The following is a 25,330-nucleotide window of genomic DNA, read 5'->3' on the forward strand; positions in this document are numbered from 1 at the left end:
ATCAGCCGCGCAGGTATGCCAGCACGGCCGAGACCCGGCGGTCCGAGCCCGGCTCGAGGTGCAGCTTGGCGAAGATGTTGCCGACGTGCTTGCGGACCGCGGCCTCGCTGACGACCAGTACCTCGGCGATGGAGCCGTTGGTGCGGCCCTCGGCCATCAACGCGAGCACCTCGTGCTCGCGCTCGGTGAGCGCGGCGAGCGGACCGTCGGTGCGGCGGCGCTGGAGCAGCTGGCGCACCACCTGCGGATCGACCACGGTGCCGCCGTCGGCGACCCGATCCAGGCTGTCGAGGAACTCGCGGACGTGACCGACCCGGTCCTTGAGCAGGTAGCCGACCCCGCCACCAGGGGTGGAGTCGAGCAGCTCGGCGACGTAGGCGTCGGCGACGTACGCCGAGAGCACCATGATCGCGATGCCGGGATGGGCGGCCCGGATCGCGGCGGCGGCGCGGAGGCCCTCGTCGGAGTGGTCGGGCGGCATCCGGATGTCGGTGACGACGACGTCGGGCGTGGTGTGGGCGACGAAGGCCAGCAGCGCGTCGGCATCGTCGACGGCCGCGACCACCTCGTGGCCGGCGCGTTCCAGGATCCCGACGAGTCCCTCGCGGAGGAGCACGGCGTCCTCCGCGATGACCACCCTCAGCCTGCGTCGACCGGACATTCCATCCTCACCTCCGTCGGACCGCCGACTGGACTGCTGACCTGGAGCCGGCCGTCGAGCGCCTCGAGCCGGAGCGCGAGTCCCGCCAGGCCGGTGCCGTTGCCGACCTCGGCACCACCGACGCCGTCGTCGACCACCGTCAGCACCAGCCTGCCGCCGTTGATCCAGGCATGCACCTGGGCGGAGCGCGCGGACGAGTGCCGCACGACGTTGGTGATCGCCTCGCTGACCACGAAGTAGGCCGCGGTCTCGACCGGCGCGGGCAGCCGCGTGGAGAGAGCGATCTCGGTGTGCACCGGGACCGGCGAGCGGTCGGCGATCTCGTGCACCGCCGCCGCGAGCCCGTGGTCGGTCAGCACCCGCGGGTGGATGCCGCGCACCGTGGACCGCAGCTCCTCCAGCGCTCCCTCGGCCTGCTGGTGCGCTTCGCGGACGAGGTCGAGGGCGGGACCCTCGGGCACGTCGAGCTCGGCCCGGCCGAGGGTCATGGTCAGCGCGACCAACCGTTGCTGGACGCCGTCGTGGAGGTCCCGCTCGATCCGCCGGCGCTCGCTCTCGAACGCGTCGACGAGGCCGACGCGGGAGCGGCGCAGCTCGGCCACCGCCGCCGCCAGCCGAGCTGGCTGCGGGTCGAGCAGTAGCCGCGTGAGCGCGGCCTGCGCGGCCGCCAGCGCCGTGATCGCGTACGCCGACACGACCAGTGCCGGTAGCCCGATGCCGACGGCCACGAGCCAGGCCTCGCGGGTGCCCTCGATCTGCCAGCCGAACATCGCGACCTGGTCGATCTCCACGAGCCACGGAGCCAGCAGGAAGACACCCGGCGTGGTGATCACGAAGCTCAGCACCACCCCGTCGAGCACCCAGAGGATGGTTGCCAGCAGCACGGCGTACCCGACCTCCGGCCAGGCGACGGGAAGGATCCGCCCGGCCCGCAGCCTCTCCCGGAGCGTGCTCGAGCGCGGCTGGATCGCATGGGGCAGCACCAGCCCGAGTCGCCGTCGTTCGACCTCGGCGACCACGGTGGCGACCCGCGGCACCCCGGCCAGGACCAGCAGACCGACCACGACCACGAGCGTCAGCAGGCCGACCCCGAGCACGAGGAACAGCACGGCCAGGGTCGCCAGCCCCACCGGCACCGTGGTGGCGAGGTAGGCGAGCGACCGCCACGGCCAGACCGAGAAGAGGAACCGCCACGGTTTTCCCCGGACGGCCGTCCACGCGTCCGGGTAGGGGCTCATGTCCTCGACCCTAGAAGCAACAGCGGCGCCGGGGGGTAGCGCACGCGCTACCCCGCATGTCGCTTCCGAGCCCGTGTGCGACCGCTTCCGGGCCGGTGGACTTGAACCATGTCCAACACACTCTCTCCTCCGGTCACCGACACCTCGATCGCGGTCGCCCTGGATGGCATCACCCGCACCTACCGGTCCCGATCCGGCAACGTGCAGGCCCTGCAGGGCGTCACCCACGCCTTCACGAAGGGCACCTTCACCGCAGTGATGGGGCCGTCCGGATCTGGGAAGTCCACCCTCCTCCAGGTCGCGGCCGGACTCGACCGACCCACCCGCGGCGACGTCACGGTCGCCGGCCGCATCCTGTCCCAGCTCGGCCAGACCGAGCTGACCCGGTTGCGGCGCACCTCCATGGGCTTCGTGTTCCAGGCCTACAACCTCCTCGACGCACTGACGGCGTACGACAACGTGGCGCTGCCGGCCCGCCTGGCAGGCATCCGGGTCGACCGCGCCGCCGTGCTCGGGGCGCTCGACCAGGTGGGACTGCACGGCCTGGCCACGCGTCGGCCGCCGGAGCTCTCGGGTGGTCAGCAGCAGCGGGTCGCCATCGCGCGGGCCCTGCACACCCGGCCCGCTGTGCTGTTCGCCGACGAACCGACCGGAGCCCTCGACCGCAGCTCCGGACGCCAGGTGCTCGAGCTGCTGCGGTCCCTCACTGACGACCACGGCCAGACGGTCGTGATGGTCACCCACGACCCGCTGGCGGCGTCGTACGCGCACGGCGTGCTGTTCCTCGCCGACGGCCAGATCGTCGGCCGCCTGCACCAGGCCGATGCCACCAGCATCGCCGCGGCGATGAGCGAGCTCGAGCGATGATGCTCTCGCTCAGCCGGCAGACCGTCCGGCAGACCTGGCGCCCCTACGCCGGCGCGTTCGTCGCCCTCACCTGCGGCATCCTGTTGATCGCGACCACCGTGTCGTTGATCGCCTCGATCGACACCACCAAGTCCCAGGCCGGGGTCAACGCTGTCGAGCAGACCCAGCTCGACGACCTGGCGGCGATGTTCGGGTTCATGGCTGCGGTGTCGCTGTTCATGGCGATGTTCGTGGTGGCGAGCACGTTCGGGTTCGTGGTCGCCACGCGGCGCCAGGAGCTCGGCCTGCTGCGGCTGATCGGAGCGACACCACGGCAGGTACGCCGAATGGTGCTGGGCGAGTCAGCGATCGTGGCCCTGCTGGCGACCGTCGCCGGCTGCGCCGCCGCGACCGCCGTGCTCCCGGCCGTCATCTGGTTCCTCCGGTGGCGTGGTGTCACCGACCTCGACCTGCAGGCCCCGGCGCCGTGGCTGGCCTGGAGCATCGCCGCGCCCGCCGGTGCTGGTGTGGCGCTGGTCGGAGCCTGGCGGGCCTCGCGACGCGCGGCGCGGGTGGCGCCGGTGGCGGCGCTGCAGGAGGCCGCGATCGAGCGCCGCCGGCTCAGTGTGTGGCAGGTGCTGATCGGGCTGTGCTGCGTCGGGACGGTGGTGGCAGTCACGCTGCTCAGCACCCGGATGGAGCCGCTGTTCATCCTGGTCACCGCGATCCTGCTGCCCGAGGTGATCGTGATCGGTCTGATGTGCTTCGGCGGGATCCTGTTTCCGGCGCTGGCCGGCCTGCTCGCGCGTCCCTTCGTCGGCAAGAGCGTCAGTGCACGACTGGCCCGCGACCACGTGCGCACCGCCGCCCGGACGCCCGCCTCGCTGGCCGCGCCGATCATGGCCATGGCGTCGATCGCGGGTTCGATGATGGTGGCGCTGAGCTTCACCACCGACTGGACCACGGCCCTCGACCGCGAGCAGCTGGCAGCTCCGCTCGTCGTGGAGGCCGGCAGCCCCGACGTGGCCGAAGCGCTCGACGACGACCCCACGGTGGCGGTCGCCGACGCCCGGCAACCGGTGCAGCTGCGGGTGCAGGGCGAGCTGGAGGAGGTCGAAGCGGTGGACGTCGGCGCAGCGGCCGACGCCCGCGGGCTGCACGCCGTACGAGGCGATCTCGACGACCTGCACGGTGCCGCTCTCGCGATCTCGGAGACCTGGAGGTCGGACTCCGGCAAGGACCTCGGCGACACCGTCAACGCGCGGGTGGACGGCAAGGAGGTCGAGCTGCGCATCGTCGCCGTGGTCAAGGACGCCCCCGACCTGTACGGCGACCTGGTCGTGGGTGACGACCTCGTCGCGGAGCAGCTGAGGAAGGTCGCCCCCGAGCTGTTCTTCGTGGTACCCAACGACGGCACCTCGGTGAGCGAGGCCCGGGCCTCGGTCGAGGCCAGCCTGCACGGCACGTCGAGCCGGGTGCTCGACCGGGACGCCTGGATCGAGCAGGTGGACAAGGACGCCCGGGCCGCCAACAACCTGGGGCTCATGGTCCTCCTGGGGCCCGCCGGTCTGTACTCGGCGATCGCGATCGTCAACACCATCCTGATCAGCGCCTCCCAGCGTCGTCGGCAGGTGCGGGCGATCCGGCTGCTGGGCGCCACGCCCGACCAGCTGCGTCGGATGGCGCTCTGGGAGGCCGGCCTGGTCGGAGTCGCGGCCCTGCTCGTGGGTGGGCTGGTGACCGGCTTCGTCGGCTGGCTGGTCCGGAGGGTCACCACCGCGGACGTGGCCGACGTCGGGATGACCCTGCCGTGGCTCCCGCTGGCCGCGGTGGCGGCCACCTGCGCCGGACTCGTCGTCGTCGGCGCCCTCGCGGGCAGCCGCTCGACTCTCAGGGCCGGCGCCTAGCAGGCACAACTCCGCGGACGCGGACGGCCGGGCGGACGTTTCGTGGTCGTCCGAATCCATCGAACCGTATGATCCCCAGCACTGCGCCTCGGTCGCGCGTCGTTTTGCGAGGACAAACATGGGGGACTCTTGCTCGATCCAACCGGCTTGGCGTCCAGGGAGCTGCTGGTCCGCCGGCTCGATGCCGCGTTCGACGACGCGCGGCTCGATGGCACCTACGTCGCGGTTCTCGTTGTCGAGCTCGACGAGCTCGAGCAGATCAACCGAACGCTCGGGCAGAGCGTCGGTGACGAGCTCCTCGTCCGCGTCGGGCAGCGGTTGAGCAACTGGAGCCGCGCAAGCGATGCGGTCGGTGTCATCGCACCGGGCCGGTTCGCCATCCTGTTGCCGAGCCTTCGCGCCGCGACGTCGATCTCCGCGCGCGTCGAGCAGCTCGTCGAAGACATGGTCATGACCATCGGCACCGCCGACCGACGCCGCAACGTGACGGTCAGTGTCGGCGGCGCGGTCTACCCCGCTCACTCGGAGCAGGCGGAGGACCTCCTCGACCGGGCCCAGCACGCCGCGGAGCGGGTCCGGGATGCCGGCGGCAACGACTGGGCGTGGCACGCGCCGCCGACCAACCACGATCACCCGGACTAGATGCGACCCGGCCCTCGAGCCGGACCCGACTCGAGGGCGGGGCAGTCAGTCGGCGAGGAACGCGGCGGCGGTCGGGGCGAACCTCTCGTGGTACTGGAAGACGCCGCCGTGGCCGGAGTTCGGGTAGATGATCAGCTCGCTGCCGTTGATGCGGCGGTGCAGGTCCTCCGACAGGACAGAGGGCACCATCCGGTCGTGGTCGCCGTTGGCGATCAGGGTCGGCTGGGTGAACGTCGACAGGTCCGAGGGCGCGGAGCGGCCGTACTTCTGGATCGCCTTCAGCTGGGTCCGGAAGGCCTTGACGCCGATCGGCTGGTCGCGGTCGACCGTGCGCTCCTCGAGCCGCTTGACGAACGCCTTCGCGGCCGACTTGCCGGTTGCGTCGCGGTTGAAGAACAGGAACTCCTTCGGGTCCGACCGGGTCACGGTGGCGCGGAGGACGTCCCAGTACGTCACGCCGACGACCTTGTCGATGTCCTTGCCGCCACGCGGCCCGGTCCCGGTCAGGACGAGCCTGCGGACCAGGTCGGGATGCTTGACGATCAGGTCCTGGGCGATCATGCCGCCCATCGAGAACGAGAAGACGTCGATCCTGTCGTGCCCGAGCGCCGAGATGAACTCGTAGGCGTGATCGGCCGCCTCCTCGATCGTGTCCGGGACTCGCCCGGTCGACGCTCCGACGCCGCGCTGGTCGAAAGCGATGACGTGCCGGTTCCTTGCGATGGGGTCGACGATGCGGGGGTCCCAGTTGTCCAGGGTCGCAGCGAGGTGCACGAAGAAGACGACGGGGATGCCGCCCTTCGGGCCCAGCTCCCGGTAGGCGTAGGTCACGCCGCCGGCGTTGACGCTACGAGCAGGTGCCTGGGCATAGGCGGTGATGACGGGTTCGTTGCTGGTGGCGCTCATGATGATTCTCCTTGTGACGTGGTGGTGGCTGCGAATACCGCATCGCTGACGGCAGTCGGGGTGACGGAGACGAGCGCCAGCTGCGCACGACTGAGGTTGTCGCACCGGTAGCGACGCTTGGGGTGTCTGGACGTGAGTGCGCGATCGACTGCCCTGACGACCTTGCGGGGATTGCCCGCGAGCTTCGGCATGCGACCGAGGAGCGTGCGGTTGCCGGCAAGGTGCGCTGCGACGGCCAGACCGATCCCTCGGCCGGCACCGGTCACTAGGACGGATGGCATGTCATTCCTTCGCGCTCGTCGTTTTCGCCTGGGGGGTCCGCCGTGGCTCAGAGGCGCATCGGTCGGCGAGGAAGGCGAGGACCTCGGGAACGAACTCCCGGTGGTACTGGAAGATCCCGCCGTGACCCGAGTTGGGGTAGACGACCAGCTTGGCGTCGGGGAAGCGACGGGCCATGTCGGCGGAGTGCTCGCTCGCGACCATCAGGTCGTGGTCACCGTTCGCGACGAGGACCGGCGCCTTGATGACCGACAGGTCGTCGGGGGCGTGCAGTCCCCCGGCGGTGATGGCTCGCAGCTGGGCAAGGCCCGCCTGCCAGGAGATCGGTCGGCTGCGGTCCTCGGTGCGTTCGGCGAGGCGACCGAAGTACTCCTTCGCAGCCTTCTTCCCCTCGGTGTTGCGGGGGAAGAACAGGAAGTGGCGCGGGTCCTTGCGGGTCGCGAAGGCCTTGGCGTACGCACCGCCCACGATGAACGGCATCTTCCAGATGCCGCCGCCGCCGCGGGGGCCGGTGCCGGCGAGCACCATTCGTCGGACCAGGTCGGGCGCCTGCAGTGCGACCATCTGCGCGACCGCTCCGCCGAGCGAGAAGCCGAAGATGTCGACCTCGTCGTGTCCCAGCGCCCTGATGAACGCGATCGCGTCGGCACCCATCTGCTCGATGTCGTCGGGGACGCGGGAGCCCGTCGAACCGACGCCACGGTTGTCGAACGCGATCACGTGGTGCTGCGCAGCAATGCCGTCGAGGACCCGGGGGTCCCAGTCGTCGAGCACGGCCGTGAAGTGGTGCAGGAACACGACCGGGACGCCGGTCGGCTCCCCGAGCTCGCGGTAGGCGAACGAGGTCCCGTCCACGTCGATCGTCTTGGTGGGCGTGGTCTGCCAGGTGGTCATGGGGTCTTCCTTCGGGCGGATTGCGGCTGTGCGTTGATCGCGGCGGGACAGGCCGTGGAGGATCCGGCGGTCCTTGGTGCGGCCGCGCCGGGGAGCGTCAATGCGACGCCATTGAGGTACATTCGTACTATTACGACCATAATGCTATTGTGGGCGAAAGCGCAACCGAAGGAGACGCAGGTCATGGCGAGGTACGGCCCCGAGCACAAGGAAGCGACCCGGCGGCGGATGCTCGAGACCGCCGGACGTCGGTTCAAGAGCGATGGCATCGACGGGTCCGGGATCGCAACCCTGGTCGCAGACGCCGGCCTGACGAACGGTGCGTTCTACGGCCACTTCCGGTCGAAGGACGACCTCGTCGCATCGGTCGTCGCTCAACAGCTCGAGGACCAGGTCGCGCGCGTCAATGCGCTGCCGGCCGGTGTCGAGTCCGTCGTTGCGTTCCTCAGCGAGTACCTCTCCCCCACGCACCGCGACGACTCGGCCGGCGGCTGCCCGTCGGCGGCACTCCTCGATGAGATCGGACGCTGCGACGACGCCACCAGGCAGTCCTACACCGACGGCGCCCGATCGATGATCGAGGCGATCGCGCGGCACCTCGACGACGGCGACGCGCAGCTCGCGAAGGAACGGGCGATCGGCCTGTTCACGCTGCTCGTCGGCTCGCTCCAGCTCGCCCGCGCGGTCACCGACCGCGACCTCTCGGCTCAGGTGCTGACCGCGGCACACGCGAGTGCCCTGGCCATCGTGGCCAATCGGACGCCCGCGACTTCGATCGACCAGGAGTCGGAGTGAAGGCCTTCGTCGTCACCCACTACGGGCCCGACGGACTCGTGCAAGCCGAGATCCCCACCCCCGCGATCGGCCCGCATGACGTGTTGGTCGACGTACGTGCGGCGAGCATCAACCCGCTGGACAAGATGGTGCGCGACGGCGAGTTCAAGCAGCTCTTGACGTACAAGCGGCCGTTCGCGCTCGGCCATGATGTCGCGGGGGTGATCACCGAGGTCGGCGCCGACGTACGAGACCTCAGCGTCGGCGACGAGATCTATGCCCGCGCACGCGACCTCCGCATCGGCACGTTCGCAGAGTCCATCGCGATCGATGCCGACGACATCGCGATCAAGCCTGCCTCCCTGTCGTTCGAGGAAGCCGCGGCGGTGCCCCTCGTGGCGCTCGCGGCCTGGCAGGCTCTCGTGGACGTCGCGGATGTCCAGCCCGGCCAGAAGGTTCTCGTCCACGCCGGAGCGGGCGGGCTCGGCTCGACGGTCATCCAGGTCGCCAAGCACCTCGGCGTCCACGTCGCAACGACGGCCCACACCAAGGACATCGACAAGGTCCGTAACCTCGGGGCCGACGAGGTGGTCGACTACACGTCGCAGGACTTCGCCCAACTGCTCGACGGGTACGACGTCGTATTGGACTCCCTGGGACCGGCCAGCGTGGAGCGGTCGCTGACCGTGCTCAAGCCCGGTGGTCTGGCCATCAGTGTCGTCGGCCCGCCGGACCCGGCGTTCGCCGGCCAGCTCGGCAAGCCGGTGCTGAAGCCGGTCATGGCGGTCTTGAGTCGCAAGATCCGTCGCCGCGCGAAGAAGCTGGGGGTCCGCTACTCGTTCTTCTTCATGCGGGCCAGTGGATCGCAGCTGAAGACACTGGCCGGGCTGTACGACGACGGGAGTCTTCGGCCGATGCTCGACCGGACCTTCGACTTCGACGACACCCTGGACGCCATGGCGTACGTCGAGCAGGGCAAGGCCAACGGCAAGATCGTGATCACCCGGTCCGCTCACTCCAACCGCAGCGTGTAGCGGTGGACCACGCTGCTGCCGGCGCCGTTACACGGGGTGAAGGTGAACCGGGCCCTGACCCGCAGCCTTCCGTTCTCCCGCAGGATCCTCATCCCAGCCCTGGTCGGCCGCAGCACGATCGTGGTCGTGCCTGCGGAGGCGACATCGACCACCGAGGTCCGCAACAGGGACCCCGCGACCGGTCGTGCCACCAGCCTTCCATCGCCGGCGACTCTGACCTTCACCTTCATCGTGCCCCTGGCGGTGTCGGCCCGTCCCTCTGAGGCGACGGTGAACCCACCGCCTGCGTTGATGTCCTTGACCAGGACTGTGCCCGCCCCGGTGCCGTCCGACTTCCACAACTCCTCGCCGCGGACGCCGTCCACGGCGGAGAAGAACAACGTCCCTCCCACGTCGGTCAGGTAGTCGGGCAAGCTGCCGCGGCCGCCGGCGCGGAGGTCCTCGACCAGCGCCGTGCCCGCCCCCGTGCCGTCCGAACGCCACAGCTCACGACCATGAGTTCCGTCCCTGGCGGTGAAGAACAGCGTCCCATCCACATCGACAAGCCCGTAGGGGCCGTATCTGTCCTCGCCGGGACGAATGTCCTCGACCAGGACTGTGCCCGCCTCGGTGCCGTCCGACCGCCACAGCTCATGACCGTGCGTGCCGTCGTCGATGGTGAAGAACAAGGTGCCACCCACGTCAGTGAGGGAGTAGGGCGAGCTGCTCCGACTGGCTGCAGGGTGGATGTCCTTGACCAACATCGTGCCCGCCTCCGTCCCGTCCGACGTCCACAGCTCCTGGCCGTGGACGCCGTCCCTGGCAGAGAAGAACAACGTCCCGCCCACGTCGGCGAAGTTCTCTGCGTTGCTGTAGTAGTCACCCGGCTTCACGTCCTTGACCAGCACCGTTCCCGCCTCGGTGCCGTCCGACTTCCACAGTTCCGAACCATGGATGCCGTCGTCGGCGGTGAAGAACAACGTCCCACCCACGTCGAGCAGTCCGGAGGGGCCGGAGTAGTAGTCGTCGGTGGGGAGGATGTCCTTGACCATGGTTGTTCCGGCCTCAGTGCCATCGGACTTCCACAGTTCCAAACCATGGGTGCCGTCGTCGGCGGTGAAGAACAACGTCCCACCCACATCGACCAGCTCGGCGTAGCCGTAGTCGTCGCCACTGCTCCGGGGAGACACGTCCTTGACAAGCACCGTGCCCGACCGAGTGCCGTCCGACTTCCACAACTTGGCCTCGCCCGAGTCGGCCTCGGCGGCGAAGAACAAGGTCCCACCCACGTCGACAAGCCCGGCGGGGCCGTAGTCGTTCCCAGCAGAGATGTCCTTCACCAGGACCGTGCCGGACCGGGTGCCGTCCGACTTCCACAGCTCTTCTCCGTGGACGCCGTCGTCGACGGCGAAGAACAACGTCCCACCCACGTCGACAAGCCCGGAGGGACCGTAGTTGCCGTAAGGGTCCTCAGCAGGATAGATGTCCCTGACCAAGACCGTGCCGGACCGGGTGCCGTCCGACTTCCACAGCTCCTCACCGTGGACGCCGTCGTCGACAGTGAAGAACAACGTCCCACCCACATCGACGAACTGGGAGGGTCGACTCCCCGGCGAGCGCGCGTCGCACTGCAGCAGCCAGAGACCAGCGTTCGCGGCGTCCACCCCGGCGTTCTCGGCTACGTCTGCGCGGGCCGTCGTACCCGGGGACGCCCCGACGCCGGCCAGGGTGACCGCGGCCGTCACGGCGGTCACGCCCCTTCTCGCCGCAGCCCCGCGAGCACGACGACGCAGCGTCTTCGCCCGCGCAACACGCGAGCGAACCGACTTCTCCCTCACCCGACGCCGTCGCTGGCTCATCCCCGGCACCCGTCCTGATCAAACTTCTCCGACCCCGGCCGCGGTGTCCCCTGGTCCCACCACTCCCAGGCCCGAACGCACCACGACATGCAGGTCCCCCACGGCAAGATGGGCGGCGCAGTCCCGGACGCGCCTGGCCATGGCCCTGCAACGAAGAGCGGTGCCGTCGCACAGGGCGCGAGCCTCGATGTCGCCATGCGTCTCCCCTCACCAAGCACCGTCGTGCTCGGGTCAACCGAGGCGCGGCGGAATGTGACGCTTCCAACCAGAGTCCGCCTGATCACTCCAAGTCACAAGCGAATCGCGCAAGTGTTTCGTCGTCAGTCATCGCCCGGCCCGCCAGCTGCTTGGTGTCCATGCCGCTGGCGTCCCCGTGATCAACACGATTCGGCTCATGGGGCCGATACCCGCCCGGCAGACAAGCATGGGCCCGCGAACCGTTGCGGGGTGGATCACTCTCCGTCGCGCTCGAGCGGCCCGTGCGGCTCGGCCACGACGACGAGGTTGTGGCGGTACCCCCCCTGGTCCTGGTCGAAGGGGCCGGCGCAGGTGATCAGGACCAGCCGCCGCGGACCGGTGAAGGACAACGCCCGGCGCTCGACGGCCAGGTCCGTGCGCGGCACGAGGACCGACCGGCTGATCGTGTACGCCTGGCCCAGTCCGACCGACTCGAGCCGCACCACATCGCCCGGCACGGCGTCGAGCAGCTCGGCGATCGGGCCGACGCCGTCGGCCAAGGAGTCGACGTGGGCGGCGATGACGATCGCGCCGTACGGGTCTCCGAGCTTGGCACTGCCCTCCCACCACCCGGCCCGATGCACGGACTCCGGAAGGGCGAGCGCCCCGCCCGGCTCGGTCGCGACCGGGTCCACGGCGAGCACTGCCCCTCCCGGCAGCTCGAGCTGCACGGGAGGCTCTGCCACCACCTGCGAGCCAGCCGGCGGCGCCACCCGGGCCCGCGCCGTGCCGCCCGGCTCGTCCTCGACCACGGCCGGCGTCTCGGCAGAGCGGTCGCGCGACTCCGGAACGGCCGGCTGCGGGGCCTGCGCGCACGCCGCTGTCACAAGAGCCGTCGCGGCAGCACAGGCCAGCCGGGACCACTGGGGGTTCGCCGGCGAGCGACGGGCATGAGACTCACCGCAGAGCGTGGTTCCTCCTCGTGCGCATCACCACGGCGCCGACCGCCAGTCCCGCGCCGATGCCGAGCAGCAGGATGAGTACGCCGCTCGGACCTGCGTCATCGGCTGCCCGCTCCGGCGCGAGAGCCGGGTCGACCAGGCCCACCGATCCTGCGTCCACCGACTCCGGCGGCTCTCCTCCGGAGGTCTGCAGCGGGATCACCTGCACGATCGCGTCCATGCCGCCACCCTCAGGCTGGCCGATGGCGAACACCCTGTTGAGAGCCCCCGCCTCGACGGCCAGATCGATCGGCCCGAAGACCGGGGTGTCCTCGCCGGTGGCGACGATGTCCACTGAGTACGTCTGGGCGGGCACCTCCGCCGTCACGAACTCTCCGTTCGCGATGTTGGCGAACAGCACCTCCCCCGAGACCCGCACGTCGGCAGGGGGGACCACGGCGGTGTGCGCGACCGTGAGCCGGGCCTTGTCCGGGGCGATCGCGCTGACGTCGTTCGTGAAGACCGAGACCGTCGGATCGGCAGCGGCGTCGGCTGGTCGGTGCACCACGACGTCCGTGCTCGGGGCGTCCACACCGAAGGTGGACTCCGTCGACCACGACTCGGCCGTGAAGGCGACCGTGTGGTCACCCGGGGCCAGGCTCAACGGCCCGAGGACGGTCCGCGGGGCGACGCCGTTCTCGAGCGTCTCCCCGTCCAGGGTGACGTCGACCGGGTCGAGCACGCCGACGACGACGTACACCTTGGGACCGGGTTTCGCCAGTACGGCCGACGCATCAGCTGCGGCGTACCAGGTGATTCCCGAGAGGCAGAGTGCGAGCAGGAGCAGGACAGGGCGATGGATTCGGGTGGCGACCATGAGGACCTCGAAGGAGGAGTGACACTGGAGCAGATCTCGGAACAGGCACCACTCGCCCGGAGAGCTGGCCCGCTTTGGCACTCGTTCCCCACGCAACGAATCCCTCGACTGTAGACCCCCTCGCTCGTCGCCCGCCAGCGTAGGATCAGGAGCGGGCTGGCAGTCGCGAGGGCCGCGGTGGCGCGGAGGACTGTCGGGGGGAGCTCGCGGCGACGCGGGAGGAGGGCGCGCCGATGACTGCCATGCGGAGCGGCCTGTCCGGCGCCGTACACCAACCTGCCAAGCACCGGGCGGCGAGTGCGGCTTCGAACGGCCCGTTCAGCCAGATACGCAGGGCTCACCTGCGCCATCGTTACAGGTCGTGGGCAATGCTCGTCGGGATCGTCATCGGACTCATCCTGGTGGCCTCGTTCCTGTACTCCGCTCCCCCGAGCGACGACCCGAACGCTTCGACCTCCTCGACCGGCTCATCGGTCAGCACCTCCACCGTCGACATCGGCGCCGACGGTGGCGTGCACGTCGTGACGGACCTCCACTTCGCCGCTCCCGTGGACCGGCTGACGCTGCGGGTCCCCGAGGGGTCGTGGTCGGGTGGTGAGTTCGATCCCGTGGTCGACGGGATCGAGCTCGACATCGCCGGGGACCAGATGGCACACGAGGAGACGCTGACGACGGGCGACCGGACCTCGGTGGCACTGCCGTCGGGCACTGTCGAGGTGCTCCTGGAATACGACGCCACCGGCACGTTCGTCGCCAGCACGCCGTCCACCGCCGGACGCGGCCTCGTCCTGCTCAATCCGCTGGAGGTGAAGGCGCGCGACTCGCTCTCGCAGGTCGAGGTGCTCGATGACCGGGTGCTCAACCTCGGCTGCGTCGGCACCGGTGAGCTGAGCGCCTGCGCCACGCGCGACGGGAGGACCTGGATCGCCACGCCGGTGGCCGACGCCGACCAGGTCATCGCCCAGGTCGACCTCCTCGGCGGCAGTCAGGACGCGGAGACCGACTCGAACCGGTAGTCGTCGATGTCGAACCGGCTGCTCGTCCACATCGTCTCGAGCGTAGGCGAGCGGCGGAACGGCACGTCGCCGTCGGCGTCGAAGTAGTAGCTGATGGCGGTCGAGCACGACGGCTGGAAGAAGACCTGGTGCTCATGTAGTCACCCGAAAGTTCCTCGTGCTCGCGGGGGATGACCTGCTGCCGGCGTCTCCACCAACGCAGGGTCCAGCTCCGGCAGCAGCCGATCCAGCCACCCTGGCAGCCACCAGTTCGCGTCGCCGAGAAGCTTCATGGTGGCCGGGACGAGCACCAGGCGTACGACGGTTGCGTCGAGGAAGATGGCCGTGGCCAGTCCCACTCCCATCATCTTCACGACCGGGTCACTGCCCAGGACGAAGCCCGAGAAGACCGCCACCATGATCAGCGCAGCCGCGGTGATGGTGCGGCCGGTGCCTGCGATCCCCTCGATGACCGCGCGGGTGTTGTCGCCGTGGCGGCGGTACTCCTCGCGCACCCGCGACAGCAGGAACACCTCGTAGTCCATGGAGAGCCCGAACAGGATCGCGAACATGAACAGCGGGATGAACGACACGATCGGCACCGTCGACTCCACGCCGATGAGGTCGGCCGCCCAGCCCCACTGGAAGACCATGACGAGCACGCCGTACGCCGCGCCGACGCTCAGCAGGTTCAGCACGACCGCCTTCAGCGGCACCAGCACCGACCGGAACAGCAACGTGAGCAAGAAGAACGACAGCAGCAGCACAGCCGCCACGAAGCGCAGCATCCGCTCCTGCACCCGGTCACCGAGGTCTGCGAAGGTCGCGGTCTGCCCGCCCACATGAGCGGTCGCAGAGGTGCCGTCGAGCACCGCCGGGAAGACTTCATTCCGTAGCCTCGCGACGGTCTCCTGAGTGGATTCGTCCTGTGGCGACGTGGTCGGCTGCGCCACCAGGGTCGCCACGCCTGCCGCGAGGTCAACGGTCGGTTCGCCGACCGACGTGATTCCCGGGTCGGCTGCCACTGCCCCGGCCAGCGGCGTGACGACGGACGCCTCCTTCGAGATGTCGACCGCGATCACCAGGGGCCCGTTGGCCCCGGGGCCGAAGCCCTCGGCGATGAGGTCGTAGGCCCGTCGTTCGGTCCTCGACTCGGGCTTGGTCCCGTCGTCGGGGAAGCCCAGGTTGAGCGCGAGAACCGGCGCGGCCAGGGCCAGCATGAGGACCGCTCCTCCGACGAGGTATGCCGTCGCGTTGCGGGTCACGTGAGCGCCCCACCGGTGCCAGCCGGTGCTCGGCCGGTGCGGCGTGCGCCGGCGTCCGTTGATCCGGTGCCCTGCCAGTCCGAGCAGCGCCGGCAGCAAGGTGACCGAAGCGAGCACCATGACGAGCACCATCGCGGAGATGGCGACCCCACCACCGGTCACGAACGGGATCCCCGCGACGAGCAACCCGAGGATCGCCACGACGACCGTGCCGCCGGCGAAAATCACCGCCTGTCCTGCTGTTGCCAGGGCTCGGCCGGCCGCTTCGGCGACCGGCATCCCCAGGGCCAGGTGCTCGCGGTGCCGGGTGACCAGGAAGAGCGCATAGTCGATGCCGACGCCGAGCCCGACCATGGCCGCAAGCTGCGGTGCCCACGCCGGGATGTCGATCAGGTACGTCACCAGCTTCATCGAGGTGACGCCGATGATCAGACCGAACAGCGCCATCCCGATCGGCAGCCCCATCGCGACGAAGGAACCGAACGCGATCAGCAGGATGACCATCGCGACGACGATCCCAGCGACCTCGCCGAGCCCCGTGGGTGCCTCCTCGAAGGCGAAGAACAAGTCGCCTCCGGTTTCGATCGTCAGCGAGGACTCTTCACGCAGGTCGGCGACGACGTCCTTGAGGTTCGCCAGGTCGGACTTCTCGAGGTGCTCGATCGCGGGGTACTGCACGCGGACGAGCGCGACGTCCCCGTCCGGCGAGACGCTGCTCGTCGTACCCAGCACGTGCGGGAGCCCCGCGAGAGCGGCCTCCACCGGTGCCAGCTGCGCCTCGGCGTCCTGAGCTTCGAGTACGACGTGGGCGGTGATCCCGCCCTCGTCGGCCTGCGTCTCGGCGAGCAGCTCCGCAGCGCGGTAGGAGTCGAGACCGGGCGCCTCGAAGCTCTCGTCGAGCTCGCGCCCGAAGGCACTGGAGGATGCGATGACGACGACCGCGAGCACGATCCACGCGCCGATGGCGACCCAAGGGCGGGTGGCGGCAGACCGACCGAGCCGGTAGAGGAGATGGGACATGCGTCCACGGTGGCCCGGCGGCGAGCGATCCACATCGGGCCAAGGAGTGGTGGGCTCCTCGGCCGAAAGTACGACGGGCGGCTCGTGCTTGTGCCCCGTACGACGAGGCTGGCCGCTCTCTAGGCTGGAGCGGTGGTAGCCGCCTTCGTCCGCTCGGTACTTGCCGAGCCCCGTGCCCCGGACCCGCCGGCGCGGGTGTGGCGGGACTGGGTCCTCGTCGGCGGCCTGCTGGTCACGGCCGTGGCCGAGGCGATCTTCCGCCCCGACGTGCCGTGGCGCCCCCTGGCCACCGTGGTCGCGCTCCTGGTGATCCCGGTCCTGCTCTGGCGACGGACCCATCCACTGCTGGCGACCGCGGTCGGCTGGGGCGGCGCGATGGTGCTGCACATCCCGACGATCCTCGACGGCGTCGGCGATGTGGGGCTGTACTCCATGGGCGGCATTGTGGTGCTGCCCTACGCGTTGTACCGCTGGGCTTCCGGACCCGAGGCGCTGCTCGGGACGGCGATCGTCGCCGTGCCGGCGGGCCTTGGCTTCGCGGCCAGCGCGACCCTCGCGGACCTGATCGGCGGCACCACTCTGCTCGTCGCGGTGTTCGCGCTCGGGGCCGCGATGCGCTACCGCGCGGTTGCACGCCAGCGAGAGGTGCAGCAGGTGAGGACTCTCGAACGCGGTGAGCTCGCCCGCGAGCTGCACGACACCGTCGCGCACCACGTGTCGGCCATCGCGGTCCAGGCGCAGGCAGGACGGGCCGTCGCAGCGGCGGATCCGGCTGCGGCGGTCGAGGCGCTGGCAGTGATCGAGGCAGAGGCCTCCCGGACGTTGCACGAGATGCGCACGATGGTCCGGGTGCTCCGCGATGGCGACGCGGCCGACTACGTGCCGCAGCGGGGCATCAGCGATCTGGAAGAGCTGACCCGGTTGAGCCCCCTGGTGCAGGTGCACCGTGCCGGCGATCTCGCTGGCGTGCCGCAACCGGTGGAGGTGGCGGTGTACCGGATCTGTCAGGAGTCGGTCACCAACGCGATCCGGCATGCGCGCAACGCCGCGACCGTCATCGTGGAGGTGAGGGGTGACGTCGGCGTCGTACGGTTGCGTGTGCATGACGACGGAGAACCAGCCCGCCTCTCGACCACCGCGGGCTATGGCCTGCTCGGGATGGCGGAGCGGGCCAAGCTGCTCGGCGGCACTTGTCAGGCCGGGCCGGACCCGGCCGGCGGCTGGACCGTCGAGGCGATCCTCCCGCGAGAGGTGCCGCGATGACCATCCGGGTGGTGGTCGCAGACGACCAGGTCCTCGTCCGCACCGGCCTCACCATGATCCTCAACGCGCAGCCCGGGATCGAGGTCGTCGGCGAGGCAACGGACGGTCACCAGGCAGTGGCCGTGGCACGCGAGCTGCGTCCCGACGTCTGCCTCTTCGACATCCGGATGCCCGGCATCGACGGCGTCGAGGCCACCCGCCAGCTCGCCGGTCCAGGCGTCCAGGACCCCCTCGCCATCGTGGTCATCACGACCTTCGATCTCGACGAGTACGTCCACGGCGCCCTCAAGGCCGGCGCCCGAGGCTTCCTCCTCAAGGACGCCGGGCCCGAGCTGCTGGTCCAGGCGATCCACGCGGCCGCCAGCGGCGACGCGCTCATCTCGCCCAACATCACCCGCCGCCTGCTCACCACGCTGGCCGGCCTGGAGCGAGCCTCCCCGCCGACCCAGCCGATCGAGCCCCTCACCGAACGCGAGGAGGAAGTGCTGCTCACCGTCGCCCGCGGCCGCACCAACGCCGAGATCGCCGAGGAACTGCACATCACCCTGAGCACCGTGAAGACCCATGTCGCCGCGCTGATGAACAAGCTCGGCGCCCGCAACCGCGTCGAGGTCGCGATGTGGGCGTACGAGACCAGGCGCGTCAAGGACTAGGGCCGGCTGACCTTCGACGCGTCGACGCAGTACGCCTGCGAATCCACACATCGGCAAGTTCCGGACGGCGCTTCGCACGCGCCTAGTTCGCGGCGAAGTGAAGCGCCCGATCATCGGCACCAGCGGGCGCTCGGCGGGTGACCGATGGGCGCGAGTTGGCTCTGATGCCTGGTCGGCCGCTCGATGCTGGAAACCACATCGCAGGGCGCGGTCACCAAGATCGCGATGACCATCGCCCAGAACACGCCGAGCGATGGAACCGGTGAGGCGGCCACGAAGATGGCTAGAACAGCGAATACACCGTGCGCGATGTTGATGGACAGCGTCGCGAGGTAGCCGATCACGAAGCCCATCGCCAGAGAGGCGTATACCGCTCCTTGAGAGAGGCCGACGGCCAGTGTCTGATCCATGTGGTTCCTCCAGGAAGCGGGCGAGTGCGTCACACCCTGCCCTCGAAGGGCTGTCCTGAAGGATGGGTCGGTTCATTCAGCGAACCGCAATATGAGGGCGCCGGGCGACTCCGGCCGGTGCACGCGCGGTTCAACAGCGGTGGGCCGCCCGCCCCTGTGCGAGGCGAGCGGCCTTTGTGCGTGCTGGCGATTCAGACGGCCTGACGACGGAGCCAGGCGAGGGTGTAGTCGGCGATTTCCCTCCACTTGCTGTCGAAGACCAGGGAGTGACCGCGATCGGGGAAGACCTCGAGATCCGTCGTGGCGGGTGAGTTTCGGTACAGGCTGTGGGCTGCTTTCACTACCTTCAGCGGGACCGTGTGGTCCTTGCCGCCGGCGATCATCAGGAGAGGTCCGCGGTCAGCCTTCCGTGTGTCGACCGCGGCGGGCGAGACCTTCTTGAAGTTCGCGGTCGACGCCTCGAACAACGGGAGACCCGGACCTGGGATTGTCCAGCGTTCGAACAACTCATCGGCCTCGTCCCTGGACAGGGCGTTGCCGAATCCGAACCGGAATTGGCGCTTGGTCAGAGCGACCGCTCGGTGCTTGTTCCTAGGCCGCTTGAGGATGGGAAGGCCGGCCCTCACCTGCGCGAGCGGAACGGGCTTCACCCCCTTGATCTGGCCGGGGTCGATGGCGACGGCCGCTACCGCGCGGCCCTGCGCGAGGAGCTTCTGAGCGATCAGCCCACCGAAGGAGTGCCCGATGACGACCGGTGGGTTCGGGAGGCCGTCAATGACCTGGGCGTAGTGGGCGGTGATCTCGTCGATACCACGACCGGCGAGGGCTCCCGGGTTCGCCCGTGTCAACTCGACGGAGCCCTCTTCACCTGGCCAGGCTGGCGCGATGGGTGCATACCCGGCCGCTTCGAAGAGTCCGAGCCACGGGTCCCACGCGTCGGAGTGGACCCAGAGACCATGGACGAAGACGACGGAGCGGGGAGCTGTTACTGGATTCATCATGATGCCTTTCGGGGTCAGCGGGTGACGCGTGCGGCGCGCTCGATGAGGCGGGTCACCGCGACTGGATGGGACACGGGGGCTGCGTGCGAGGAGTCGACTTCGATGACGTGGGAACCTGCACGATCGGCCATGAATCGCTCAAGGTCCGGGGAGATGGCACGGTCCTTGGTGGCGACTAGGTACCACGAGGGAATCGCGTCCCAGGCCGGTCGTGTCACTCGTCCGCCCAGGGCCGATGCCTCGATGGGTCGCTGAGTGGCCGCAAGCCGGGCGGCGACCCTCGCGGGAACATCGGCGGCGAACGCTGCGCGGAACCCCGCGCGGTCGAGATAGAGATCCAGCACGGTCGAGCCATCTAGGGCTGTCGTGGGGACCGGGACGATCGGCAAGGCCGGAGCCGAGTGCTCAACCGGCCGGGCGGAGAGCTCCCCGATGCTCTCGTTTTCGTCAGGTGCGTAGGCGGCAATGTAGACAAGGGCCTTCACCTGGGGATTTCCCGTGGCGGCCTCAGTGATCACCGCACCGCCGTAGGAATGTCCGACAAGCACGATGGGGCCGGCGATGGTCGCCAGCAAGCCGCGCAATGCCGCAGCATCCGGCGCCAGGCCGCGCAGGGGGTTCGGAGCAGCGATGACCTCGTAGTCGTCGCGCATCAAGCCGCCGATCACTCGGTTCCAAGACGACGCGTCCGCCCAGGCGCCGTGCTCGAGGACGATTGTCGGCCGGACGGCGTCGCCGCTATCGAACACGGCGGAGGTGGCTGTTGGGGAGCTATCTGGTTGCGGGAATGCACTCGCTTGGGTGAGCCCGATGGCCGTGAGTGCGAAGGCAGCAAGGGCGGTGGTGGCGAGTCGGCGGCCGATGGCCATAGGATTCTCGTTTCAGTCAAGAGACAGACAGTTCTGTCTGATTCGAGAATGACGGGTGCGCGAGCGGAAGTCAAGACAGACCTGTCTGTTTTGCAGGTAGGATGGCCGCATGCCCACGCTGACTGATCGCCCGTCCGCTGCCCGCGACCGCCTTCTGCGCACAGCCGGGGCGCTGTTCTACGCCGACGGGATCAATGCGGTCGGCGTGGACCGCGTCATCGCCGAGGCACAGGTCACGAAGTCGACCTTCTATCGCCACTTCCCCAGCAAGGAGCGACTTGTCGTGGCGTACCTCGAGGCAATCGACAACCAATTCCGCGACTGGTTCTCCACGCTGGATGGGGAGCACGAGGATCCGGTGGACGTCCTTCGAGCGTTCTACAGCGGAATCGCGCTCTACCTCTGCGGAGACGACTTCAGGGGCTGTCATTTCATCAACGCCGCAGCAGAGGAGCCGAACCAGGGGCTGCCGATCAGGCAGGCAGTTATGGCCCACCGCTCATGGTTCCGAAAGACGGTGCGCGAGACGCTCGAACGCGCCAGGTTCCCCGCAGCGGCGGCGGCCACCGACAATCTCGTCATGCTGCGCGATGGCGCCATGGTCCAGGGCTATCTCGAGTCACCGAAGTCAGCCGGCGACGCGCTCATGCGTGGGTTCGAACTGACACTCAAGCACCCTGAGCTGTTCAGCCCGGCCGCCTGAAACGACAACGAACAAGGAGTTTCGGAAGGACGTGATCCCGGTCGAGGGGACTCCGATTCCTCCGCGCGTCAGGTCGAAATGGTTTGACCGCTCGACATCACACCCGGCCAGTGTGCGATGACACCTTCGCTGAACAAGCGGATCTCGCGTTCAAACGCCACTGGACCGGCGGACTGGGTCACGATGCAGACCTCCGTCGCTTGGGTCTGGGCTACATAGTCGGCCACCTGACGCAAGCACTCGTCGGGAGTGCCGGCGACGGCACGGTCATTGGCAAACTCTTCCAGGGTGACGGTCTGGCCCGCCTTGGCCCGGGCAACGATGTCCGGATCCTTGTCGGCGCGGGCCCCCGCGTCCCAGTAGTCGACATAGAACTGGAGTGCTGGCTCCAGCCAGTCCTTCTCGACTTGGTGCCGGGACTCGCCGATGCCGAGGTGTCGCATCATGCAGATGTCGCGACGCCGATCATCCGGCCGCGGAAAGGCAAGAAAGGCCTCAGCGAGCGACTTCAGCTCGTGGACGGGTTGACTCAGGCCCGTCATCCATCCGTCGGCCAGCCGAGCCGCACGCTCAAGCGGCCTCTCGCCTCGTGCCCCGACCCAGATGGGTGGGTGTGGCACCTGGAGTGGCGCTGGCACGACCCGCGGCACCTCAGCGTCGCTGCCCGTCCACGCGTTGGGGAGGAGCTCTAGAGCTGATTCCATGCGAGCTACGCGCTGGTCGAACGGCACTCCCAACGCATCGAACTCATACCGGCGATACCCGGTCCCCACCCCGAGCACAGCGCGACCACCCGAGAGCTCATCCAGCTGCGCGACCTGCTCGGCAACCGTTAGGGGATGGTGCAACGGCAGGATCACGATCCCCGTACACAAACGCAGCCGCTCGGTGGCGGCCGCGATCGCCGCCAGGACCGTGAACGGCGCAGAGACATAGCCGGGTGTGAAGTGGTGCTGACCGACCACCACGAAGTCGTAACCGAGTGACTCCGCCAATTGGCAGATGCGCTTGGACTCGCCGAACGGATCGCGGGCGTTGCGGTCGATCAGGTGTGGCAACAGGAAACCGAACCGCATCATCATTGCCTCTCAATCAGGAGTGAGTGGTGGGTGCGGAACGAACCCCATGAGTCCGGGCCGTCGCGGAGGCGATCAGGCCGAACACGACGGCCGACGCGACCCCTCCGGCGTACGCCCTGTTCCAAAGACCGCCGGTGTCTGATCCAGCCGCCAGCAATCCAGGGATCACCGCACCTGTCGCGTCAACAACTCGGGCGCGTGAGTCGACCTTGATCCCGCAGAACGGGAACGTGATGGCCGGGATCGCTTCGATCACGTAGAACGGTGGCTCATCAAGTGGAGCGGCGTCCAGGCGTCGCCCGGGCGTGAGCACCTGGCTGGCCCCGGCCCTGGCATTGAAGTGATCGACCGCCTGGCGAATCTTGGGCCCGTCGTAGCCCCATTCCTCGGGGAGCAGGTCGAGCTCGGCGAGTGTTCCTGCCACGCCGGTGCGGCCTCCGCGGCGGGTAGCGAGCGCGAACTTGTCAATCACCTCGGCCCCTTCCACGTAGGGCGTCGCACTCCAGGTGCGATGGACGCGACTGTCGGCCACCAGGAGTCCTCGGGCTTCGGGCTGCTCCGACAACGCGATGGTGGTCAGGTGATCACCAAGGGTCTCGTCCGAGAACCGCTCGCCGTCGAGATTGAACAAGAGCGCGTGTTCACTGAAGTAGAGCGACAGGTCGACGAAGTCACTGGGATCCGCGAAGGGGATGCCGCTGGGAACCAGGTGCCCGTAGAAGCCGGCCCGCTCGAACCCGGTCGCGGCCCCGACCGCGCGCGCCAGGTCCATTCCCCCACCGCAGCTGTGGGGATTCGAACGGACGGGGAGATTGCCGGCGCCCGGGCCCACGAGCTCTTCCCGCAGGTGCGTGCTTCCCTGGAAGCCACCGGTGGCAATCAGTGTGTATCGAGCTCGCAGCTCACTTGACCGTCCATCGCTGGTCGTCACCCGCGCGCCCACCACCGCACCGTCGGCTTCCAGCAGGTCGGACGGCGTGGCCCGCAGCCAGACCTCACCACCCGCTTCCTCGACGATCTTGCGGCAGGTGTCGACGTACCGGTTGGTGTCGAACCTGTGTCCGACGCCGAAGGGAAGGATCCGTTGCGCTTGACCGGTTCGCACTCCGCTCGAGTCGATCCATGCGACCGCTTCGGCGAAGTTGTCCACGATGAGCTCCCGCAACTCGCGGTCTCCTCCGGGGTTCTGCTCCTCCATGACTTCCCTGGTGGGCGCCGTCCAGATGTACCCCGCGTACCGTCCAGAACCTCCTACGTCAGCTCCGATCTCGATGACGATGACTGACAGGCCGTTGCGGGCGGCGTTGGCTGCAGCAGTCAGCCCGCCCATGCCACCTCCGATGACCAGAAGATCCAGGTCGGGTTCCATTCACACAGTCCTCTCGCGTTGACGGTCTGCGCAACGTACTCCGAGACCTGAACCCAGTTCAAGTAATCCTCCGGAGGAATACTTGAACTGGGTCCGCGAAGGGTGCGATACTCGCCCGGTGACCGTCGTCGAACGACGTGGTGTGTCGTCAGAGACCAGTCACGTCGACGCGAGAGGTGACCAGGGTGTCCGTGACCGAATTGAGCTCACGCTTCCAAGAGTTCCTCCGGGCGCGCTCCGACGATCCGGAGTCCGTCCACGTAACCGACGTGCAAGCCCTCAGCGGGGGGTGGAGTCGCGTCATGTACGTGGTCACCGTGGAGGACCAGGGCGCGCAATCGAAGTACGTCTATCGGTCGGACCCCGACGCGGTCGACATCCAGATCCCCACGAGCCGAAGTGACGAGTGGGACGTGCTGACCGCGCTGGACGGGCTCGACGAGGTCTCCATTCCCAAGCCACTGTGGTTCGACAGTGAGGGGACAGACTTCGGACGCCCCGCGATCGTCATGGCTCACGTCGAGTGCGAGAGCCTCCTTTCCATCGCCCGGCGGTCGGAACCAGACGCCTTCCCGTTCATGGCCGAACGCATAGCGGAACTGCTGGGATCCCTGCACTGCGTGATCCCGGAGCAGCTTCCGCCTCAGCTCGGCTGCTACCCGGACTGGGACACCTACATCAGCTCGCGAGCCGCACTGTGGCGCGAGGCGGAACCACCGGGACTCGCACCGGACCCGTTCCTGCGGCTGGTTGCCTCGTGGCTGGACGCGAACAGACCTGAACCCGTCCCGCTGGGGCTCGTGCACGGGGACTTCCATCCAGCGAACGTCATCGTGACCAATGACGACGAGTACATGGCAGTGGACTGGGAGCTTGCCCACGTGGGAGATCCCCGAGAAGACCTCGGGTGGATGGCGCTGGCCGCCGGGGTTCAACCACCAGACCTGGTGGGCAGCGACCCCGACTTCTACGCGACCTACTGCAAGGCGGCGAACCTCCCCGTCGAGGCGATCGACGAGAAGACGCTCATGTACTTCGTTGCGCTGGGGTCGACCGACTGCTACCTCGCGAGCCTCGAACGGCTCGGCCGAGTTTCGACCGGCGAGTCACGCACTGTCGGATCGGCCTACATGGCCAAGGTGTCGCCCGGGATGGCGCGCGTCATCTTCACCGCGATGCAGCGACACGACCAGTTGTCGAGGGGCTGACCCACATGTTCACGCGACCTACCGCACCCCAGCTGCTGGAGGCTGTGACCTCCCTCTTTCGCGATCTTCGCGACCAGCCTGCGAACGCGCCCGCTGCTCCACTGGAGGTTGCTCTCGAGGTCATGGGTGTGATCGAGCGGCGCATAGAGAGCGAGCCACGCTCGCTCGTCGCCGGCATTCAGGAGATCGAGGATCTCTTGAGGACCGCACTGACGGCGCACGCGGACGACCCCGACTTGCTCGAAGCCGTCAGGACCTACGAGCGAGCCAGGCCAGCAGGTGTCAAGGCGGCGGACCCTCTCAGCCAGTACGAGGCCGCGGGCGCTGTGCTCTCCGCCGTGTCCGACGCCGCCTACCACCACTCAGATGCCGACCTCATCGATCAGGTCTTCGAAGTCCACAGGCGCCGCTTCGAACGGCTCTCCCAAGTCATCGGCGACTACGAGGCCGCCGGACGCACCTGAAGAGTCGGCCCGGGTTC

At 68.7% G+C, this 25,330-nt stretch carries 24 protein-coding genes; 11 read left to right on the top strand and 13 right to left on the bottom strand.

Translation table 11 applies throughout. The features are described 5' to 3' along the window. Position 1: 1 nt before the first annotated feature. Both SHK19_RS15440 and SHK19_RS15445 read right to left on the bottom strand, forming a co-directional pair. The gene (locus tag SHK19_RS15440) at positions 2–661 is read right to left on the bottom strand and encodes a response regulator transcription factor (protein WP_322455878.1); all 660 of its coding nucleotides are present in this window, start codon (positions 659–661) and stop codon (positions 2–4) included. Then, entirely contained in the window at positions 640–1,899 is a 1,260-nt protein-coding gene (locus tag SHK19_RS15445) for a sensor histidine kinase (RefSeq protein WP_322455879.1), read from the bottom strand. The genes SHK19_RS15440 and SHK19_RS15445 overlap by 22 nt, the downstream gene beginning before the upstream one ends. A 108-nt stretch (positions 1,900–2,007) precedes the next feature. Here SHK19_RS15445 and SHK19_RS15450 point away from each other — a divergent pair, with 108 nt between their 5' ends. From SHK19_RS15450 to SHK19_RS15460, 3 genes are all read left to right on the top strand, one after another. Next, the gene (locus tag SHK19_RS15450; RefSeq protein WP_322936768.1) at positions 2,008–2,766 is read left to right on the top strand and encodes an ABC transporter ATP-binding protein; all 759 of its coding nucleotides are present in this window, start codon (positions 2,008–2,010) and stop codon (positions 2,764–2,766) included. Next, positions 2,763–4,652 carry an FtsX-like permease family protein gene (locus SHK19_RS15455; RefSeq protein WP_322936769.1) on the top strand — a complete coding sequence of 630 codons (1,890 nt, stop codon included), beginning with the start codon at positions 2,763–2,765 and terminating at the stop codon, positions 4,650–4,652. The genes SHK19_RS15450 and SHK19_RS15455 overlap by 4 nt, the downstream gene beginning before the upstream one ends. A 147-nt stretch (positions 4,653–4,799) precedes the next feature. After that, a complete protein-coding gene (locus SHK19_RS15460) occupies positions 4,800–5,294 on the top strand; it encodes a GGDEF domain-containing protein (RefSeq protein WP_322936770.1) in 495 nt (164 codons plus the stop codon). 45 nt (positions 5,295–5,339) lie between these two features. Here SHK19_RS15460 and SHK19_RS15465 read toward each other — a convergent pair whose 3' ends face one another. Together SHK19_RS15465 and SHK19_RS15470 are read right to left on the bottom strand one after the other, a co-directional pair. Further along, entirely contained in the window at positions 5,340–6,200 is an 861-nt protein-coding gene (locus SHK19_RS15465; RefSeq protein ID WP_322936771.1) for an alpha/beta fold hydrolase, read from the bottom strand. A 282-nt stretch (positions 6,201–6,482) separates the two neighbouring features. Next, the gene (locus tag SHK19_RS15470) at positions 6,483–7,373 is read right to left on the bottom strand and encodes an alpha/beta fold hydrolase (protein WP_322936772.1); all 891 of its coding nucleotides are present in this window, start codon (positions 7,371–7,373) and stop codon (positions 6,483–6,485) included. Between the two features lie 183 nt (positions 7,374–7,556). Here SHK19_RS15470 and SHK19_RS15475 point away from each other — a divergent pair, with 183 nt between their 5' ends. Together SHK19_RS15475 and SHK19_RS15480 are read left to right on the top strand one after the other, a co-directional pair. After that, on the top strand, positions 7,557–8,168 hold the full coding sequence (locus SHK19_RS15475) for a TetR/AcrR family transcriptional regulator (protein WP_322455885.1): 612 nt from the start codon (positions 7,557–7,559) through the stop codon (positions 8,166–8,168). Next, the gene (locus SHK19_RS15480; protein WP_322455886.1) at positions 8,165–9,181 is read left to right on the top strand and encodes an NADP-dependent oxidoreductase; all 1,017 of its coding nucleotides are present in this window, start codon (positions 8,165–8,167) and stop codon (positions 9,179–9,181) included. The genes SHK19_RS15475 and SHK19_RS15480 overlap by 4 nt, the downstream gene beginning before the upstream one ends. Here the strand turns inward: SHK19_RS15480 and SHK19_RS15485 are convergent. The 3 genes from SHK19_RS15485 to SHK19_RS15495 all read right to left on the bottom strand — a co-directional run bounded on the left by SHK19_RS15485 (position 9,160) and on the right by SHK19_RS15495 (position 13,014). After that, positions 9,160–10,914 carry an ELWxxDGT repeat protein gene (locus tag SHK19_RS15485; protein ID WP_322936773.1) on the bottom strand — a complete coding sequence of 585 codons (1,755 nt, stop codon included), beginning with the start codon at positions 10,912–10,914 and terminating at the stop codon, positions 9,160–9,162. The two genes, SHK19_RS15480 and SHK19_RS15485, sit on opposite strands and share 22 nt — an antisense overlap. A gap of 557 nt (positions 10,915–11,471) precedes the next feature. Further along, the gene (locus SHK19_RS15490) at positions 11,472–12,008 is read right to left on the bottom strand and encodes a class F sortase (RefSeq protein WP_322936774.1); all 537 of its coding nucleotides are present in this window, start codon (positions 12,006–12,008) and stop codon (positions 11,472–11,474) included. 145 nt (positions 12,009–12,153) lie between these two features. Next, complete coding sequence (locus SHK19_RS15495) at positions 12,154–13,014, bottom strand: DUF4397 domain-containing protein (protein ID WP_322936775.1); 861 nt, start codon at positions 13,012–13,014, stop codon at positions 12,154–12,156. A gap of 368 nt (positions 13,015–13,382) precedes the next feature. On the opposite strand from SHK19_RS15495, the gene SHK19_RS15500 reads away from it, so the two are divergent. Further along, on the top strand, positions 13,383–14,030 hold the full coding sequence (locus SHK19_RS15500) for a hypothetical protein (RefSeq protein WP_322936776.1): 648 nt from the start codon (positions 13,383–13,385) through the stop codon (positions 14,028–14,030). A gap of 140 nt (positions 14,031–14,170) precedes the next feature. Here SHK19_RS15500 and SHK19_RS15505 read toward each other — a convergent pair whose 3' ends face one another. After that, positions 14,171–16,294, bottom strand: coding sequence for an MMPL family transporter (locus tag SHK19_RS15505; protein WP_322936777.1), 2,124 nt, complete (start codon positions 16,292–16,294; stop codon positions 14,171–14,173). Positions 16,295–16,426: 132 nt separating this feature from the next. Between SHK19_RS15505 and SHK19_RS15510 the strand changes: the two genes are divergently transcribed. Both SHK19_RS15510 and SHK19_RS15515 read left to right on the top strand, forming a co-directional pair. Beyond that, entirely contained in the window at positions 16,427–17,557 is a 1,131-nt protein-coding gene (locus SHK19_RS15510; RefSeq protein ID WP_322936778.1) for a sensor histidine kinase, read from the top strand. Beyond that, positions 17,554–18,210 carry a response regulator transcription factor gene (locus tag SHK19_RS15515; protein WP_322936779.1) on the top strand — a complete coding sequence of 219 codons (657 nt, stop codon included), beginning with the start codon at positions 17,554–17,556 and terminating at the stop codon, positions 18,208–18,210. The genes SHK19_RS15510 and SHK19_RS15515 overlap by 4 nt, the downstream gene beginning before the upstream one ends. 110 nt (positions 18,211–18,320) lie before the next feature. On the opposite strand, the gene SHK19_RS15520 is transcribed toward SHK19_RS15515, so the two are convergent. The 3 genes from SHK19_RS15520 to SHK19_RS15530 all read right to left on the bottom strand — a co-directional run bounded on the left by SHK19_RS15520 (position 18,321) and on the right by SHK19_RS15530 (position 20,490). Then, on the bottom strand, positions 18,321–18,620 hold the full coding sequence (locus SHK19_RS15520) for a hypothetical protein (RefSeq protein WP_322455894.1): 300 nt from the start codon (positions 18,618–18,620) through the stop codon (positions 18,321–18,323). Between the two features lie 191 nt (positions 18,621–18,811). Next, positions 18,812–19,621 carry an alpha/beta hydrolase gene (locus SHK19_RS15525; RefSeq protein WP_322936780.1) on the bottom strand — a complete coding sequence of 270 codons (810 nt, stop codon included), beginning with the start codon at positions 19,619–19,621 and terminating at the stop codon, positions 18,812–18,814. 14 nt (positions 19,622–19,635) lie between these two features. Beyond that, complete coding sequence (locus SHK19_RS15530) at positions 19,636–20,490, bottom strand: alpha/beta fold hydrolase (protein WP_322936781.1); 855 nt, start codon at positions 20,488–20,490, stop codon at positions 19,636–19,638. 109 nt (positions 20,491–20,599) lie between these two features. On the opposite strand from SHK19_RS15530, the gene SHK19_RS15535 reads away from it, so the two are divergent. Continuing rightward, the gene (locus SHK19_RS15535; protein ID WP_322936782.1) at positions 20,600–21,193 is read left to right on the top strand and encodes a TetR/AcrR family transcriptional regulator; all 594 of its coding nucleotides are present in this window, start codon (positions 20,600–20,602) and stop codon (positions 21,191–21,193) included. Between the two features lie 68 nt (positions 21,194–21,261). Here the strand turns inward: SHK19_RS15535 and SHK19_RS15540 are convergent, their stop codons facing one another. Both SHK19_RS15540 and SHK19_RS15545 read right to left on the bottom strand, forming a co-directional pair. Next, positions 21,262–22,275: an LLM class flavin-dependent oxidoreductase gene (locus SHK19_RS15540; protein ID WP_322455898.1), complete on the bottom strand. Its 1,014-nt coding sequence runs from the start codon at positions 22,273–22,275 to the stop codon at positions 21,262–21,264. 10 nt (positions 22,276–22,285) lie between these two features. Beyond that, on the bottom strand, positions 22,286–23,641 hold the full coding sequence (locus SHK19_RS15545; RefSeq protein ID WP_322936783.1) for an FAD-dependent oxidoreductase: 1,356 nt from the start codon (positions 23,639–23,641) through the stop codon (positions 22,286–22,288). Between the two features lie 185 nt (positions 23,642–23,826). Here SHK19_RS15545 and SHK19_RS15550 point away from each other — a divergent pair, with 185 nt between their 5' ends. Beyond that, positions 23,827–24,849 (top strand): phosphotransferase family protein, encoded by a 1,023-nt coding sequence (locus SHK19_RS15550; protein ID WP_322936784.1) that lies wholly within the window; start codon positions 23,827–23,829, stop codon positions 24,847–24,849. Between the two features lie 122 nt (positions 24,850–24,971). Then, on the top strand, positions 24,972–25,313 hold the full coding sequence (locus SHK19_RS15555; RefSeq protein WP_322455901.1) for a hypothetical protein: 342 nt from the start codon (positions 24,972–24,974) through the stop codon (positions 25,311–25,313). The last annotated feature ends 17 nt before the right edge of the window (positions 25,314–25,330 follow it).

The organism is Nocardioides bizhenqiangii, from assembly GCF_034661235.1.
Classification (GTDB): Bacteria; Actinomycetota; Actinomycetes; order Propionibacteriales; family Nocardioidaceae; genus Nocardioides; species Nocardioides bizhenqiangii.

What these genes read in the sequence shown, in the direction of transcription:
- SHK19_RS15440 (WP_322455878.1), bottom strand. Translation starts at nt 661, where the DNA reads ATGTCCGGTCGACGCAGGCTGAGGGTGGTCATCGCGGAGGACGCCGTG.
- SHK19_RS15445 (WP_322455879.1), bottom strand. Translation starts at nt 1,899, where the DNA reads ATGAGCCCCTACCCGGACGCGTGGACGGCCGTCCGGGGAAAACCGTGG.
- SHK19_RS15450 (WP_322936768.1), top strand. Translation starts at nt 2,008, where the DNA reads ATGTCCAACACACTCTCTCCTCCGGTCACCGACACCTCGATCGCGGTC.
- SHK19_RS15455 (WP_322936769.1), top strand. Translation starts at nt 2,763, where the DNA reads ATGATGCTCTCGCTCAGCCGGCAGACCGTCCGGCAGACCTGGCGCCCC.
- SHK19_RS15465 (WP_322936771.1), bottom strand. Translation starts at nt 6,200, where the DNA reads ATGAGCGCCACCAGCAACGAACCCGTCATCACCGCCTATGCCCAGGCA.
- SHK19_RS15470 (WP_322936772.1), bottom strand. Translation starts at nt 7,373, where the DNA reads ATGACCACCTGGCAGACCACGCCCACCAAGACGATCGACGTGGACGGG.
- SHK19_RS15475 (WP_322455885.1), top strand. Translation starts at nt 7,557, where the DNA reads ATGGCGAGGTACGGCCCCGAGCACAAGGAAGCGACCCGGCGGCGGATG.
- SHK19_RS15495 (WP_322936775.1), bottom strand. Translation starts at nt 13,014, where the DNA reads ATGGTCGCCACCCGAATCCATCGCCCTGTCCTGCTCCTGCTCGCACTC.
- SHK19_RS15500 (WP_322936776.1), top strand. Translation starts at nt 13,383, where the DNA reads ATGCTCGTCGGGATCGTCATCGGACTCATCCTGGTGGCCTCGTTCCTG.
- SHK19_RS15505 (WP_322936777.1), bottom strand. Translation starts at nt 16,294, where the DNA reads ATGTCCCATCTCCTCTACCGGCTCGGTCGGTCTGCCGCCACCCGCCCT.
- SHK19_RS15515 (WP_322936779.1), top strand. Translation starts at nt 17,554, where the DNA reads ATGACCATCCGGGTGGTGGTCGCAGACGACCAGGTCCTCGTCCGCACC.
- SHK19_RS15520 (WP_322455894.1), bottom strand. Translation starts at nt 18,620, where the DNA reads ATGGATCAGACACTGGCCGTCGGCCTCTCTCAAGGAGCGGTATACGCC.
- SHK19_RS15525 (WP_322936780.1), bottom strand. Translation starts at nt 19,621, where the DNA reads ATGATGAATCCAGTAACAGCTCCCCGCTCCGTCGTCTTCGTCCATGGT.
- SHK19_RS15530 (WP_322936781.1), bottom strand. Translation starts at nt 20,490, where the DNA reads ATGGCCATCGGCCGCCGACTCGCCACCACCGCCCTTGCTGCCTTCGCA.
- SHK19_RS15535 (WP_322936782.1), top strand. Translation starts at nt 20,600, where the DNA reads ATGCCCACGCTGACTGATCGCCCGTCCGCTGCCCGCGACCGCCTTCTG.
- SHK19_RS15540 (WP_322455898.1), bottom strand. Translation starts at nt 22,275, where the DNA reads ATGATGATGCGGTTCGGTTTCCTGTTGCCACACCTGATCGACCGCAAC.
- SHK19_RS15545 (WP_322936783.1), bottom strand. Translation starts at nt 23,641, where the DNA reads ATGGAACCCGACCTGGATCTTCTGGTCATCGGAGGTGGCATGGGCGGG.
- SHK19_RS15555 (WP_322455901.1), top strand. Translation starts at nt 24,972, where the DNA reads ATGGGTGTGATCGAGCGGCGCATAGAGAGCGAGCCACGCTCGCTCGTC.